Genomic DNA, 14,006 nt, shown 5'->3' with positions numbered 1-14,006 from the left:
CACCCTCAGGCCCCCTGGACAAGCCGCCCCTCCGAGAGCTCCCACAGCCTGTCACGATGGCGTTCGCGCAGGGTCCGGTCGTGGCTGACCATCACGACCGGGCCGGTGAACTGCTCGACCGCGTCCTGCAGTTGCTCGACCAGCGCAAGACTGAGGTGGTTGCTGGGCTCGTCGAGCAGCAGCAGGTGGGGGCGCCGGGAGAACAGCAGCGCGAGTTCGAGGCGTCGCAGCTGGCCCACGGAAAGACGGTTCACCGGCACATCGAAGTCCGCGGGCCCGAACAGGCCGAACCTGGTCAGCTCCTTCGCGGCGTCGTCCAGGTAGGCCGCGCGGTGCGCGGCGAAGGTGGCCAGCACGCCGCGCCGCTCCTGGGAGAAGTGACTCTCCTGCGGCAAGTAGCCCACGCGCAACCCCGGCTCACGCACCACCACCCCCGCGTCGGGCACCCGCAGGCCGGCCAGGGCCGACAGGAGCGTGGTCTTGCCCGCGCCGTTCGCTCCGGTGATGACGTGCAGCGAACCGGGGACGAGCTCCAGGTCCACGCCACGCACCGCATCGCCCACGACCAGGCCCTCGGCCCGGAGCAGCACCTCGCCCGGCGGCTCCGCACTCTGCGACGTCCGGAACGGCGGCTGGAAGGCCAGTGGCTCGGGCGGGCGCTGCACTTCTTCGTCGAGGAGCCTCGCCAGTTGCTGCCGGGCCGCGCGGACGGCGCGGGACGCGGCGGCCTGGGCGCCGCCTCCGGCGAGGTTGTAGGACAGCTTGTCGCCGTCCCGCATCGCGCCGAAGGTGCGCCCGGACCTACCGGCTCTGTCGAGCCGCCGCCGCGCCTGAGCCAGTTCCTGTCGCCAGTCGCGGTACTGCTGCCACCACCGCGCTCGGGACGCGGCGCGTTCGTCGAGGTAGTCGCGGTAGCCGCCGCCGTAGCGGACGGTGGAGCCGCGGGGGCCGTCAAGGTCGACGATGGCGGTGACGGCCGTGTCGAGCAGAGTCCGGTCGTGCGAGGCGATCAGACACGGCCCCTGGTACGCGGCGAGCCACTGGACCAGCCAGTCCACCGCGCGGTCGTCGAGGTGGTTCGTCGGCTCGTCGAGGAGCAGCCCTGCGGGTTCGGTGAGGACCAGCTCGGCGAGCGCCAGGCGGGAGCGCTCGCCTCCCGAGAGCGTTCCGGTGGGCCGGCGCCGGTCCAGGCCGCCGAGGCCGAAGACGTCGAGCACCTCGCCGACCCGGGCGTCGATCTCCCAGCCGCCACGTCGGGCGAACTCGTCCTGGAGCCTGCCGTACTCACTGAGCACCTCGCTCAGGTCGTCCTTGCCCGACGACTCGTCCTTGCCCGACGACATCAACTCCTCGGCGTCCCGCATCCGTTCGGCCATGTCGGCGAACTCGGCGGTCGCCCGCGCGATCACGGTCTCGATGGTAGCGCCGGCCGGGAAGCCGGGCTGCTGCGGCAGGAAGCCCACTTGGCCCGCGACCGCCCGTACGACCTGACCCCGCTGCAGCGGCAGTTCACCGATGAGGGCGCGCAGCAGCGTCGACTTGCCCCGGCCGTTCTCGCCGATCAGGCCCACCCGCTCGCCCCGGGACACCTTCAGCGAGACGTCGCGCAGCACCATCCTGTCCCCGAGCACGCAGTGCACGTTCTCGGCGAGGAGGTGCGCAAAGCGGTGGTCACCGGACAGGACGTCCTGCGCTCCGGAGTGAGCCGCCGTCGGGTCGGACATCGTGATGAGCTCCTGTCTGGCACCGGACTGCTGGAAAGCCGCGAGCCATTGCCACGGTCGGGTGAGGGCCCGTACCCGTCAGTCGGGCAGCGGCGTTCCGCAGCGGACGCAGTAGCGGGCGTCGCGTTCGGCGGCCGGCCTGCCGCAATCGGGGCAGACGCGGCCGAGCAGGCAGACCGGCTCGCCCGCATCGGCTCCGTCGGCCGGCCCGGTGCCGAGGGCCGGACGGCGGCGGTGAGCGGTCGTGTAGACGAGCCCCTCCTCCCCCGCGTCCACGCAGCGGTCAGTGCCCGCCGGAAGCCAGGCGAGGGCGCCTGGGGCGAGCTGCCAGGCCGCGTCCGGGGTGCGGAGTTCACCGGTGCCGGTCAGCACGGTGAACAGGACCCCGAACTCGTCCTCCGTGTGCTCTCCGGTGCTCGCCCCCGGGGCCAGCCGGACGACACCGGCGTCCAGATCCCTCGTACGGTCGCCGAGCGACCACAGGACGCTGATCTGCCCTCGCCCGACGGCCGCGGTCTGTTCCGGCCCGACGAACACCGGAGCGGCGGGGGCGGGCGTGCTCATACGGACTCCAGTCAGCAGCTCTCGTACGGGTCGGCTGCGGCACCGGCGGGATTCGAACCCGCGGACGGGGAAGGGCAGGGCCCGCCCGGATCCCGTCAGTCGGCGCGGGAGGGGCTTCTCCCACGCCGATCGCAATGGGCCGCTCTGCCACGGGTCCGCAACCTGCGGGACCGCGCGATCCCGCTCCGCCGAGGATAAGGACAGCGCCGGGCCGGGGGCGAGTTCATTATCGCCACGGACGGTATGCCCGGTCAGTGACGTCGGAGTCAGGGACACGGCCCGAGGAACAGGCCACTGCTCGCATGGTTCGTTCCGCGAGAACCGAGCTCGGCGGCCGAGGTCGTGCTCGTCGTCTCGACCGCGCCCTGCGTCATGGCGGCGGACGTCTGGGTGGGATCTGGGTGGGATCTGGGTGGGTAAGGCACTGCGGGCAGCCACGGACGACGGGCACTTCGTGCTGCCGGACCTGATCGCGCGGGCGCCGGCCGCCGCGTTCGGCGAGGCCGTGCCGTGGTCGCCGGCAAGCCTGGCGAGGCCGGGATCGGCAGCGAACCTGACGCGTAAGGCACCCGCTCGCCCGCTCCCCGAACTGCCCGCCCAGAACGTCTCATTGACCCGCGCGCCCGAAGGGGGCCCGGCCCGGCCGTCGAAGATCATCCGGGGCAGAATGACCCGTATGTCGATAACGAACACTCCCAAGACGGCCACGATCGACGATGCTTCGCAGATCGGCCGCACGCTGGCCCGCGCCTTCGACGACGACCCGATGATGCGCTGGTTCTTCCCCGACGACGCCACGCGCGAGGCGGGACTCGGCCGCTACTTCGCCACGCTCTTCACCCGGCAGTACGTCCACCACGGCGTCTGCGAGCACACCGCGGCCGCTGCCGCCTACTGGGTGCCGCCGGGCGCGCAGGACAAGGCCGTGCCCGACGCGGAGACGATCAAGGAGCTCGTGGAGATTCTCGGCGACCGGGCTTCGCTGTTCCAGGAGGCCGCGGCGACGGCCGCCGAGCACGGCCCCCAGGAGCCGCACTGGTACCTGGCCGTGGTCGGGGCGGACCCCGCCGCCCAGGGCCAGGGCCACGGAGCCGCCCTCCTGCGCTCGGGCCTCGCCAAGGCCGACGCGGACGGCCTGCCCGTCTACCTGGAATCCTCCAAGCCCTCAAACCTCCCCGTCTACGAGCACTTCGGGTTCACGGTGCTCGGCGAGGTGCAACTGCCGGGCGGCGGACCGACCTTGTGGTCCATGCGCCGCGAGCCGCGCGGCCCGGCAGCCGCCTGAGTCACTCCGCCGCGCGCATCAGGAGATGACCGCGGCGGAACCGCTCGCCCTCGATCGGTTCGCGCAGCATCCGGCCGATCTCCACGAACCCGGCCTCGCGGACGAGATCCGCGAGGCCCTCGATCGGCCAGCGGTAGGCCGTCGTCACCTTGTGGTCGAACGGCGTGACCGGCTCACCCTCGGACTCGAAGAACCCCAGCAGGAGGTGGCCGCCGGGTGCGATCACCCGCCGGAACTCGGCGAAGTACGGAGGCAGGTCCTGAGGCGGGGTGTGGATGACCGAGTACCAGGACACGATGCCGTCCAGCGTGCCGTCGGCCAAGTCCAGGGCGTCCATGGAGCCGACCTCGAACCTCAGGTCCGGGTGGTTCTCGCGGGCGAGGTCGATCATCCCCGGCGACAGGTCGATGCCGAAGACGTCGAGACCGAGGTCCCGCAGGCGTGCCGTCGTCCTCCCGGTGCCGCATCCCAGTTCCGCGACCGGGCCGCCGCCGGCCGCCACGAGTTCGGCGAACGCGGCGATCACCGCGCGATCCAGCGGGAAGGCGTCGAACGCGGTGCGTGCCAACTCGTCGTAGAGGAGGGCGACAGCCCCGTAGGCATCGGCTGTTGTCTTGAGGTAGGAGGAAGTCTCAGTCACAGCCGAGGAATCTAGTGGGTGTCCCTCGCGCCGGGAACGACGCCCCCCTCCCCCCTTGCGCCGGCTCAGCCCTGACGCCTCGGCAGACGTACGACCTGCACGAAGAAGTCGTCGATCTGGCGTACCGCGGCGATGAACTGGTCCAGGTCGACCGGCTTGGTGACGTAGGCGTTCGCATGCAGTTTGTAGCTGCGCAGGATGTCCTCCTCCGCTGCCGACGTGGTCAGTACCACCACCGGGATGTCCTGCAGGTCCGGGTCCGACTTGATCTTCTCCAGGACCTGACGCCCGTCGTACTTGGGGAGGTTGAGGTCGAGCAGGATGAGATCGGGACGCGGCACTCCTGTGTGCTCACCGCGCTGGTAGAGGAAGTCGAGGGCTTCCTCACCGTCCCGGACCACGTGCAGCTTGTTGCGGATCTTGTTGTCCTCGAACGCCTCGCGCGTCATCAGCTCGTCGCCCGGGTCGTCCTCCACGAGGAGCACGTCGACCGGCGAGACAGAAGGGGTGGTCATGTCAGGGCTTCTTCCTCGGTGCGGGGAGCGGTGTTCTCCGCGGTGTCGGTGTCGGAGTTGGTCTCGGTGTTGGTTTCGGTGTCGGTGTCGGACGGCAGGGTGAAGCAGAGACGGGTTCCCTCGGCATGGCCGCTGTCGATCCAGATGTGACCGCCGTGGTGTTCGACGATCTTCTTGCACAGGGCGAGGCCGATGCCGGTGCCGCCGTAGGCATCGCGGCCGTGCAGTCGCTGGAAGATGACGAAGACCTTCTCCGCGAACTCCTCGGGGATTCCGATGCCGTTGTCGGTGACGCAGAGGTTCCAGTCGCCGGAGCTCTCGTCCTTCTCGCAGGTGATCCGGATCCGCGGGGCACGTTCGGGATGGTGGAACTTGACCGCGTTGCCGACGAGATTCTGCCAGAGCATCGTCAGGAGCGTCGGGTCGCCGACGATCTCGGGGAGGTTCTCGGGGCGTTCGATGAGCGCGTCGGTGTCCCGGACGGACGTGTCCAGGTTGGCCAGCGCCTTGGTGAGGGCCTGGTCGAGGTCGACGGGCACCCGGGCGTCGTTGAGGCGCCCGACGCGGGAGAAGGTGAGCAGGTCGTTGATGAGGACCTGCATGCGCTTGGCTCCGTCGACCGCGAAGTCGATGTACTGCTTGGCACGGTCGTCGAGTGTGTCTCCGTACCGCTTCTCGAGGAGCTGGCAGAAGGAGGCGACCTTGCGCAGGGGCTCCTGCAGATCGTGGGAGGCCACGTAGGCGAACTGCTCCAGTTCGGCGTTGGAGCGGCGGAGTTCCACGGCCTGGGCGTCCAGTTCGGCCGCCTGCTGGGTCAGCGCGTCCCGCTGGCGACGTGAGGCTCCCAGTTCCTCCACGATCTGCTGCCGCATGCCCTCCACGTCCGCTGCCACCGCCCTGAGGTCGGCGGGACCGTCGATGGTGATGACATGGTCGAAATCGCCGCGCGCCACTTGGCGGGAGGAGCCACGCAGAGCTTCCAGGGGCCGGGCCACCAGCGCGCGCACCAGGAAGGCCAGCGCGATCCCGGCCAGCAGGAAGGCCGCCACCATGGCGCCGAGGATCACGGTACGCATCGTGCGGGAACTGTCCAGCTCGCCCTTGCCGTCCTCGACGGCCCGCGCCAGGTCGGCGTTCTGCACGGCCCACACGGTGCGGATCTGGTCGAAGACCTCCTTGCCTCGCTCGGCGTTCGTCTCGGCGACGTCGCGTGGCTCACCTGGCGTGACCTCGGCCACCAGCGGTTCGGCGTACGCACGCCGCCAGTCCGCCGCCTGGCGCTGGACCGCCTCGAGGTCCGCCATCAGCCGGGGCTGGCCTCCGATGAGCTCGCGCAGCTGTGCGGCGGCGCGGGCCTCGTCCCGCTTGCCCTTGACGTAGGGGTCCAGGAACTGACGGTCGGCCGTGATGACGTAACCGCGGACGCCGGTCTCCTGGTTCACCAGAGCAGCCTGCAGACGGTAGGTCTGCGTGCGGGCCGGCTCCAGGCGGTCGACCAGTTGGTCGGTCACGTCCGCGGTCGTGCCCAGCAGACGGGCGCCGATCACGGTGCCCGCCACCACCAGGAGCACCATCAAGACAAGGACCAGCTGGAACCAGCCCTGCACGGTCAGCCGACGGCCGATCCATGCTCTGCTCGTCGTCTCAACCACGGCGTTGTTCTCCGATACTGCTTTTGTAGCGGCCCTCGGCCACGGCTCTCGTCGGCTCTACGCCGTCACCGTGCCAGTGCAGATGCACCACTGCCACGTCGTCGGCCAGGCCGCCCTGCTCCTCGGCGAGGTTCTCGGCCCGCTGGATCAGCGTGTCGACGAATGCCGCCGGTGTCAGCCCGCCCAGCTCTCGGGCGATGCCCAGCAGCCTCTCCTCACCCAGACGCTCTCGACCCTTGCCGATGTGTCCTTCGAACAGGCCGTCGGTGAACAGCACCAGCGCCGCCCCCGCGGGCAGGGGCACCTCCTCGACCGGCCAGAGCGGAACACCGGGCGCGACACCGAGGGCCGGCCCGCCGGCCACCTCCACCCACTCGACCCCGCCCTCCGCGGTGCGCAGCAGCATCCCGGGGTGACCCGCGCGCGTCAGGCGCGCGCACCGTGCCCCGGCCGGTACGGAGAGGCTGGTCAGCGTGGCGAAGACGTACGGCTTCACCCGCTCCGCGAGCATGATCTCCTCGAGTCGGCCCACTTGTTCGGGGCCGGTGATGCCGCTGAGCACCAGCGTGCGCCAGGCGATGCGCAGTGCCACGCCGAGGGCCGCCTCATCCGGTCCATGGCCGGAGACGTCCCCTATGAGCGCGTGCACGGTGCCGTCCGGGCTCTGGACGATGTCGTAGAAGTCGCCCCCCAGCAGAGCCTGGGCGCGGCCGGGCCGGTAGCGGGCCACGACGTCCACGCCCGCACTGTTCAGGAGCGGCCTCGGCAGCAGTCCCCGCTCCAGCCGGGTGTTCTCCTGGGCCTGCATCTGGCCGGCCTGCAGGGCGACGGCCGCCTGCTCGGCCTGCTTGCGCTGGATCGCGTAGCGCACGGCCCTGCCGAACAGGTCCGGTTCGACGCGTCCCTTGACGAGGTAGTCCTGGGCCCCCGCGGCCACGGCGGCGGACCCGGTCTCCTCCTCCGCGAGGCCCGTGAGCACGACGACCGCGACCTGATCGGTATGGGACCGGACCATGGACACGGCTTCCAGCCCTTGGGCGTCCGGCAGATGAAGATCCAGCAGCACGCAGTCCGGCACCTCGAAGGCCAGTGCCTCACGTGCCTCGGCCATGGAACGCACCCACTGCAGACGCATCTTCAGAGCGCTGTCCGCGACGAGTTCCTCGACCAGGAGCGCGTCGCCGGGATCGTCCTCGATCAGCAGTACCAACGGCTGCGTCAACTGCCGGGCGGCCGCGGTGTCGCTCTCGCCGACTGAACGCACGCCGGAAGTCCATGGCTGTGACGCCACCGCTATGTTCCCGCCTTCCCACCCGGTAAGCCCGCCCGGCCGTACGGCCGTTACCGACGGTCGACCTCCACGGCGAGTCTGCCGCGGCGACCGCCGAACGGTCTCCGGATCTTCGCACAACGCACACACCGCTCGGTAGCCGGTCGTCGAGGCGACAGGCCGCTGCCGAGCGAAAGTCGCGGGCAGGAACACCCGCAAGGGGCGCCTATCGAATGGGTTTACGAGCGGATCCGCTCCGTCATGCCGTCACACCGTCACCCCATCACACCGTCAGCCGATCTCGTCACTGACCCACCCTGCCGTCAATGCACTCGCGCAACAGGTCGGCCTGCCCGCAGTGACGGGCGTACTCCTCGATCCTGTGGACCATCAGCTCCCGAATGGCGAACCCTTCCTTCCCCACACGCTCGCCGAGGTCCGGGTGTTCGGCCAGTTCGGCATCCAACGCCGCCTGCTCGCGCGCCAGGTCGGCGTATGCGGCATCGACCAGTGCCTGGTCGCCGGCAGCCCCGTTGAAGTCCGCGTCGCGCTCGCCGTACAGCTTCGGCAGTGGCTCGCCGTCCCTGATCCAGTTGCGCCAGTCCCGTTCCACCTCGGCGAGGTGCCGGAGCAGGCCGAGCAGTGACATCGTCGACGGCGGAACCGACCGGCGGGCCAGTTGCTCGGCGTCCAGGCCCTCGCACTTCATCTTCAGGGTCAAGCGGTAGCTCGTCAGGAAGTCCTGCAGCGTCGCCAGCTCACCGTCCGGGCTGACTCCGTCGCTGTTGCGGGGGTCGTCGTCCGGGTCAGCCCACATGTCCGGGTAGGTGGTTGCCCGGCTCCATCGTTCGGGTTGGTCGCTCATGCGGGCCATGGTCGTGCGTGAGGGCCCGGTGCGCTACCGACTTTTCCGGGCCGGCTCACCTGGGTTCGGCTCAGTGCTGGATCTGGATGAGGTTGCCGCAGGTGTCGTCAAGCACCGCGGTGGTGACCGGACCCATCTCCACCGGCTCCTGGGTGAACTTCACCCCGAGCCCACGCAGTCGGTCGAACTCCGCGGCCACGTCCTCCACGGCGAAGGAGGTCACCGGGATGCCGTCCTCGACGAGCGCGGTCTTGTACGGCTGCACCGCGGGATGACCGGAGGGCTCGAGGAGCAGTTCGGTGCCTTCGGGGTCTTCCGGCGAGACCACGGTCAGCCACCGGTCTTCGCCGACGGGGACGTCGTGCTTCTTCACGAAGCCGAGCACGTCGGTGTAGAAGCGCAGGGCCTTCTCCTGGTCATCGACGAAGACACTGGTCAGGTGGATTCTCATGGCGTTCACTCCGGCTCTTCGGGCCTGAGCCATCGGGTCACGATGATCTCGAGCGGTTCGGTGTTCAGGTCGTGGAACTTGTAGCGGCCCTCGCGTCGCGAATGGACGAGGCCCGCGGTTTCCAGTACGGCCAGATGCTGACTGACGGCCTGGCGGGACAGCCCGAGACCGTGCTTGTTCAGGAGCCTGGCGCATATCTCGAACAGGGTCTGACCGTCCCGTTCCACCAGCTCATCAAGGATGCGCCGACGGGTGGGGTCGGCCAGCGCCTTGAAAACATCCTCCGACATGACCCCACCATAGGCAAGTGACGGCTTACCTATCAAGGCGGCCACCGGACCCGGTCAGCGCCAGTCGGGAGCGCCCGCGACGGCTGACAGGAGACCCTCGATCTTCGTCTGGATCTCCCGCATGACGGACACGACGCGGCTCTGGTGTTCGCCCGTGAGCCGAGCGACAGGAACCGAGCAACTGATGGCGTCGACGGCCGGAACGTCGTACCGCAGGGCGAAGCCGAAGCCCGCGATGCCGGTCACCGTCTCCTCGCGGTCGATGGCGTAACCGCGCTCACGCACCCGCTGGAGGTCGGCAAGGAGGGCGGAACGGTCGGTGTGCGTGCTCTGCGTGTATGCGGTCAACGAGCCTTCCACGAGCGGCAGTTCACCGTCCGGACGCTCGGCGAGCAGCGCCTTGCCCAGGGCTCCGGCATGCGCGGGGACACGGCGGCCGACCCGGCTGATGGTGCGCAGGTACTCGTGCGACTCGCGGGTGGCGAGGTACACGACGTGCGGGCCGTCGAGGCGTGCCAGGTGGATCGTCTCGCCCAGGGCGTCCGAGGCCTCGTCCAGACAGGGACGGATGGCGCGCACCCGCACGTCGCCGTCCAGGTAACTCGTGCCTGTGAGCAGCGTGCGGATCCCGATGCCATAGAGGGATCCGGTGGTGTTTGTGCGCACCCAGCCGCAGTCGGTCAGGGTCCGCAGCAGCTGGTACATGCTGCTGCGCGGCACGTCCAACTCCTCGGCGAGCTCCTCAAGACGGGCGGGCCGGTCGGCGCGCTCGGCGAGCAGTTCGAGGAGCGCCACGGTGCGCAGCGCCGACTTCACCCCGCGGACTCCCGAGCCCGTCTCGCGGACCCCCGCGCCCGCCCCGCGGTCCGTTCCGCTCTCCGACATGCGCCCATCGTAGATCCGCGGCGCCCGGCCATTGACCCCTGCTCGTTCATGACTCTAGCCTCCATTCTCATACGTGGACGTCATCTGCATATAGAGATGAGATTCGTGAACGAGCCCAGCGAGCCCCGCGAGCCCCGCACGAACAAGCTCAGTACGAGGCCCGAGGATGTAGCCCGGCGACTGCGAGAAGGCATGGCGCGCGGCGTGCTGTCCTTCCCGCTCACGAGCATGGGGAGTGACGGCAGCCTCGACGTGGAGGCCTACCGGGCGTACCTGACGGCCCAGTTGGCGACGGAGCCGGGCGCGGTGTTCCCCGCCTGCGGAACCGGCGAGTTCTTCTCACTCGACGAGGAGGAGTACCGCGCGGTCATCAGGGTCACGGTCGAAGTCGCCGACGGCCGTCTGCCGGTGGTGGCGGGCACCGGATACGGGTGGGCCCAGTCGCTGCGGTTCGCCCGGATCGCCGAGCAGGAGGGCGCCGACGCCCTGCTGGTGATGCCCCATTACCTGGTCGAGGCCTCGCAAGAGGGCCTGGTGGCGCAGCTGCGCCACATCTCGGCCGGCAGCCCGCTGCCCCTCATCGCCTACCAGCGCGGCCAGGTCACCTTCAGTGCCGACGCCCTGCGCCGCATCGCCGACATCCCCACCGTCATCGGCCTCAAGGACGGGCACAGCGACCTCGACCGGCTGCAGCGCCTGACGCTCGCCGCCCCCGACGACTTCCTCTTCTTCAACGGCGCGGCCACCGCGGAGATCCAGGCCCGCGCCTACGCCACCGTCGGCGTCCCCGCCTACTCATCCGCCGTCCACGCCTTCGCCCCCGAGATCGCAGACGCCTTCTTCACCGCGCTGCGGGGGCGGGACGACGCGGCGGTGGACCGGCTCCTGAGGGAGTTCTACGTCCCGCTGGTCGAACTGCGCGACCGGGCGCCGGGATACGCCGTCTCGCTGGTCAAGGCCGCCGCCCGGATGCGCGGCCGCCCGGTCGGCCCGGTGCGCGCGCCGCTCACCGATCCCGGCCCGGACGACATCGCCGACCTGGAGAAGGTGCTGAACGCCGGCCTCGATCTGGTCCGGGCCACGCGGCACACAGCCTGAACCCCTCCGCATCCACAGTTCAAAGGGGAACTGAAATGCCGCTCGTCGTAGTCGGGGTCAGCGTCCTGATCCTGCTGTTCCTCATGACCCGCCTGAAACTGAACGGCTTCGCCGCCCTCCTCCTCGTGGCCGTCGGCGTCGCGCTGGTGCAGGGAATTCCGGTGGCCACGATCCCGGACGTCCTCTCGGAGGGCATCGGCGGTCAGATCGGCGACACGATGCTGGTCATCGGGCTCGGCGCCATGGTCGGGCGCGTCATGGGGGATTCCGGCGCCGCCCAGCGCATCGCCAACAAGATGCTGGACGCGTTCGGACCGCGCTGGGTCCAAGTGGCCATGGTGGTCACGTCCATGCTCATCGGCGTCACCATGTTCTACGAAGTCGCCTTCATCATCATCGTGCCCATCGCGTTCACCCTCGTACGCGTCACGGGGGCGAAGTTGCTGTGGATCGGCCTTCCGATGTCCATCACGCTCTCCACGATGCACAGCTTCCTGCCACCGCATCCGGGCCCCACCGCGGTGGCCGCGACGTTCCACGCCTCCGTCGGTCTGACGCTGGTCTACGGCCTGTTCATCGCGATACCCGCCGGCGCGCTGGTCGCGCTCGTGTGGCCGCGGCTTCCGTTCATCCGGGCGATGAACCCCTCCATCCCCAACGGCCTGGTCAGCGAACGCGAGTTCACCGACGAGGAGATGCCCGGCATCGGCTGGTCGCTGGCCGTGGCCCTCTTCCCCGTCGTACTGATCGCCGGTGCCTCGGTCACCGAAATGGCCACCTCCGGCGCGAGCCCGTTCCTGCACTTCGTCACCTTCATCGGCTCGGCACCGATCGCCCTGCTCCTGACCCTCCTCCTGGCGATCTGGGCGTTCGGGCCGCGCATCGGCCGCAGCCTGTCCGACGTCAGCGCTTCCTGTACGTCGGCGGCCCAGGCCATGGCCATGATCCTCCTGGTGATCGGAGCGGGCGGCGCCTTCAAGAACGTCCTGGTCGAAGGGGGCATCTCCGACCACATCAAGGACACCACCGACAGCTGGTCCGTCTCACCGCTCATCCTCGCGTGGCTGATCGCGGTGATCCTGCGCATCGCACTCGGCTCCGCCACGGTCGCCGTCGTCACCGCCTCCGGCGTGGTGCTGCCGCTCCTGGCGGGCAGCGGCGTCCACCCCGAGATCCTGGTGCTCGCCGTCTCGTGCGGATCGATCGCCTTCTCCCACGTCAACGACCCCGGATTCTGGTTGTTCAAGGAGTACTTCAACCTCTCGGTCATCGAGGCGATCAAGGTTCGCACCACCTATACGACGGTGCTCGCGATCCTCGGCCTCGGCGGCGTCCTCGCGGCGGAGTGGGCCCTGGACGTCCTCAGCCTCTGAGTCACCCGGCCACCGCTCCCGCTTCCCTTCTCTCTCACACCCGAGGAATTCCTGATCATGAACAGGCAGCCGACCGTCACCGCGTTCAGCGTCTGTCCCGTCGCAGGACGGGACTGCATGGAGCTCAACCTCTCCGGCGCCCACGGCCCCTACTTCACCCGCAACATCGTGATCCTCAAGGACTCCGACGGCCGCACCGGCCTGGGCGAAGTGCCGGGCGGCGAGAAGATCACCCAGACCCTGCGCGACGCCGAGTCGCTCGTCGTCGGCGCCCGCGTCGGGGACTACAAGCGCGTCCTGCGCGAGATCGGCGACCGTTTCGCCGGCCGCGACGCCGGCGGCCGGGGCGCCCAGACCTTCGACCTGCGCACCGCCGTCCACGCGGTCACCGCCGTCGAGTCCGCACTGCTCGACCTGCTCGGCAAACACCTGGAGGTACCCGTCGCGGCGCTGCTCGGCGACGGACAGCAGCGCGACTCCGTCCGTGTCCTCGGCTACCTCTTCTACGTCGGCGACCCCGACCGCACCGATCTCGACTACGTCCGCGAACCCGACGCCCCCGTCGACTGGCACCGCATCCGCCACGAGCAGGCCCTCACCCCCGAGGCGATCGTCCAGCAGGCCGAAGCCGCCTACGACCGCTATGGGTTCCGGGACTTCAAGCTCAAGGGTGGCGTCCTGGAAGGCGCGGAAGAGGTCGCCGCCGTACGCGCCCTGAAGGCCCGCTTCCCCCAGGCCCGCATCACCCTCGACCCCAACGGCGCCTGGTCCCTGCGCGAGGCGATCGACCTGTGCACGCCCCTGACCGACACGCTCGCCTACGCCGAGGACCCCTGCGGCGCCGAGGGCGGCTACTCGGGCCGCGAGGTCCTTGCCGAGTTCCGCCGCGCCACAGGCCTGGCGACCGCCACCAACATGGTCGCCACCGACTGGCGGCAACTGACCCACGCGCTGGCCCTGCAGTCGGTCTCCATACCCCTGGCCGACCCGCACTTCTGGACCATGCAGGGCTCCGTACGCGTCGCGCAGCTGTGCAACGCGATGGGGCTCACCTGGGGATGCCACTCCAACAACCACTTCGACATCTCCCTGGCCATGGTCACCCACTGCGGAGCCGCGGCTCCCGGCGACTACAACGCCCTGGACACCCACTGGATCTGGCAGGAGGGCCTGGAGCGCCTCACCACCGCCCCGCCCCGCATCGTCGACGGGGAGATCTCCGTACCCGACGCCCCCGGTCTGGGCGTCGAGCTGGACATGGACCGGCTCCTGGCGGCCCACGACCTCTACCGGCGCAAGGCTCTCGGCGCACGCGACGACGCCACCGGCATGCGCTACCTCATCCCGGACTGGCAGTTCGACAACAAGCGTCCCTGCCTGGTGCGTTGACGGCG

At 69.8% G+C, this 14,006-nt stretch carries 14 protein-coding genes; 4 read left to right on the top strand and 10 right to left on the bottom strand.

Going from position 1 to position 14,006, the window contains the following annotated elements; genetic code table 11:
• Nucleotides 1-5: 5 nt before the first annotated feature.
• Together ACZ5WE_RS19900 and ACZ5WE_RS19895 are read right to left on the bottom strand one after the other, a co-directional pair.
• The gene (locus tag ACZ5WE_RS19900; protein WP_467693767.1) at nucleotides 6-1,724 is read right to left on the bottom strand and encodes an ABC-F family ATP-binding cassette domain-containing protein; all 1,719 of its coding nucleotides are present in this window, start codon (nucleotides 1,722-1,724) and stop codon (nucleotides 6-8) included.
• Between the two features lie 78 nt (nucleotides 1,725-1,802).
• Complete coding sequence (locus ACZ5WE_RS19895) at nucleotides 1,803-2,288, bottom strand: hypothetical protein (protein ID WP_467693769.1); 486 nt, start codon at nucleotides 2,286-2,288, stop codon at nucleotides 1,803-1,805.
• Nucleotides 2,289-2,955: 667 nt separating this feature from the next.
• Here ACZ5WE_RS19895 and ACZ5WE_RS19890 point away from each other — a divergent pair.
• A complete protein-coding gene (locus ACZ5WE_RS19890) occupies nucleotides 2,956-3,573 on the top strand; it encodes a GNAT family N-acetyltransferase (RefSeq protein ID WP_467693953.1) in 618 nt (205 codons plus the stop codon).
• A 1-nt stretch (nucleotide 3,574) separates the two neighbouring features.
• Here ACZ5WE_RS19890 and ACZ5WE_RS19885 read toward each other — a convergent pair whose 3' ends face one another.
• The 8 genes from ACZ5WE_RS19885 to ACZ5WE_RS19850 form a co-directional block, all read right to left on the bottom strand.
• Nucleotides 3,575-4,213 carry a class I SAM-dependent DNA methyltransferase gene (locus ACZ5WE_RS19885; protein ID WP_467693771.1) on the bottom strand — a complete coding sequence of 213 codons (639 nt, stop codon included), beginning with the start codon at nucleotides 4,211-4,213 and terminating at the stop codon, nucleotides 3,575-3,577.
• Between the two features lie 65 nt (nucleotides 4,214-4,278).
• Entirely contained in the window at nucleotides 4,279-4,728 is a 450-nt protein-coding gene (locus ACZ5WE_RS19880) for a response regulator (protein WP_467693772.1), read from the bottom strand.
• Nucleotides 4,725-6,302, bottom strand: a complete 1,578-nt coding sequence (locus ACZ5WE_RS19875; RefSeq protein WP_467693955.1) for a sensor histidine kinase — start codon at nucleotides 6,300-6,302, stop codon at nucleotides 4,725-4,727. Before ACZ5WE_RS19875 ends, ACZ5WE_RS19880 begins: the two co-directional genes overlap by 4 nt.
• 70 nt (nucleotides 6,303-6,372) lie before the next feature.
• Nucleotides 6,373-7,644, bottom strand: coding sequence for a PP2C family protein-serine/threonine phosphatase (locus ACZ5WE_RS19870; RefSeq protein ID WP_467693773.1), 1,272 nt, complete (start codon nucleotides 7,642-7,644; stop codon nucleotides 6,373-6,375).
• A 310-nt stretch (nucleotides 7,645-7,954) separates the two neighbouring features.
• Nucleotides 7,955-8,524 (bottom strand): DinB family protein, encoded by a 570-nt coding sequence (locus ACZ5WE_RS19865; protein WP_467693775.1) that lies wholly within the window; start codon nucleotides 8,522-8,524, stop codon nucleotides 7,955-7,957.
• Nucleotides 8,525-8,585: 61 nt separating this feature from the next.
• A complete protein-coding gene (locus ACZ5WE_RS19860; RefSeq protein WP_467693777.1) occupies nucleotides 8,586-8,966 on the bottom strand; it encodes a VOC family protein in 381 nt (126 codons plus the stop codon).
• 5 nt (nucleotides 8,967-8,971) lie between these two features.
• Nucleotides 8,972-9,256 (bottom strand): ArsR/SmtB family transcription factor, encoded by a 285-nt coding sequence (locus tag ACZ5WE_RS19855; protein WP_467693779.1) that lies wholly within the window; start codon nucleotides 9,254-9,256, stop codon nucleotides 8,972-8,974.
• 54 nt (nucleotides 9,257-9,310) lie between these two features.
• Nucleotides 9,311-10,141, bottom strand: coding sequence for an IclR family transcriptional regulator (locus tag ACZ5WE_RS19850; RefSeq protein WP_467693781.1), 831 nt, complete (start codon nucleotides 10,139-10,141; stop codon nucleotides 9,311-9,313).
• Nucleotides 10,142-10,246: 105 nt separating this feature from the next.
• Between ACZ5WE_RS19850 and ACZ5WE_RS19845 the strand changes: the two genes are divergently transcribed.
• From ACZ5WE_RS19845 to ACZ5WE_RS19835, 3 genes are read left to right on the top strand one after another with little or no spacing between them, the layout of a single operon-like run.
• A complete protein-coding gene (locus ACZ5WE_RS19845) occupies nucleotides 10,247-11,239 on the top strand; it encodes a 5-dehydro-4-deoxyglucarate dehydratase (RefSeq protein ID WP_467693783.1) in 993 nt (330 codons plus the stop codon).
• A gap of 35 nt (nucleotides 11,240-11,274) precedes the next feature.
• The gene (locus tag ACZ5WE_RS19840; protein WP_467693785.1) at nucleotides 11,275-12,612 is read left to right on the top strand and encodes a gluconate:H+ symporter; all 1,338 of its coding nucleotides are present in this window, start codon (nucleotides 11,275-11,277) and stop codon (nucleotides 12,610-12,612) included.
• A gap of 57 nt (nucleotides 12,613-12,669) precedes the next feature.
• Nucleotides 12,670-14,001 carry an enolase C-terminal domain-like protein gene (locus tag ACZ5WE_RS19835; protein WP_467693786.1) on the top strand — a complete coding sequence of 444 codons (1,332 nt, stop codon included), beginning with the start codon at nucleotides 12,670-12,672 and terminating at the stop codon, nucleotides 13,999-14,001.
• The last annotated feature ends 5 nt before the right edge of the window (nucleotides 14,002-14,006 follow it).

This window comes from Streptomyces sp. NPDC033180 (genome assembly GCF_055577645.1).
This window is presented reverse-complemented; position numbering and strand designations above follow the sequence as displayed.

What these genes read in the sequence shown, in the direction of transcription:
- ACZ5WE_RS19860 (WP_467693777.1), bottom strand. Translation starts at nt 8,966, where the DNA reads ATGAGAATCCACCTGACCAGTGTCTTCGTCGATGACCAGGAGAAGGCC.
- ACZ5WE_RS19895 (WP_467693769.1), bottom strand. Translation starts at nt 2,288, where the DNA reads ATGAGCACGCCCGCCCCCGCCGCTCCGGTGTTCGTCGGGCCGGAACAG.
- ACZ5WE_RS19875 (WP_467693955.1), bottom strand. Translation starts at nt 6,302, where the DNA reads ATGGTGCTCCTGGTGGTGGCGGGCACCGTGATCGGCGCCCGTCTGCTG.
- ACZ5WE_RS19900 (WP_467693767.1), bottom strand. Translation starts at nt 1,724, where the DNA reads ATGTCCGACCCGACGGCGGCTCACTCCGGAGCGCAGGACGTCCTGTCC.
- ACZ5WE_RS19855 (WP_467693779.1), bottom strand. Translation starts at nt 9,256, where the DNA reads ATGTCGGAGGATGTTTTCAAGGCGCTGGCCGACCCCACCCGTCGGCGC.
- ACZ5WE_RS19880 (WP_467693772.1), bottom strand. Translation starts at nt 4,728, where the DNA reads ATGACCACCCCTTCTGTCTCGCCGGTCGACGTGCTCCTCGTGGAGGAC.
- ACZ5WE_RS19890 (WP_467693953.1), top strand. Translation starts at nt 2,956, where the DNA reads ATGACCCGTATGTCGATAACGAACACTCCCAAGACGGCCACGATCGAC.
- ACZ5WE_RS19850 (WP_467693781.1), bottom strand. Translation starts at nt 10,141, where the DNA reads ATGTCGGAGAGCGGAACGGACCGCGGGGCGGGCGCGGGGGTCCGCGAG.
- ACZ5WE_RS19865 (WP_467693775.1), bottom strand. Translation starts at nt 8,524, where the DNA reads ATGGCCCGCATGAGCGACCAACCCGAACGATGGAGCCGGGCAACCACC.
- ACZ5WE_RS19835 (WP_467693786.1), top strand. Translation starts at nt 12,670, where the DNA reads ATGAACAGGCAGCCGACCGTCACCGCGTTCAGCGTCTGTCCCGTCGCA.
- ACZ5WE_RS19840 (WP_467693785.1), top strand. Translation starts at nt 11,275, where the DNA reads ATGCCGCTCGTCGTAGTCGGGGTCAGCGTCCTGATCCTGCTGTTCCTC.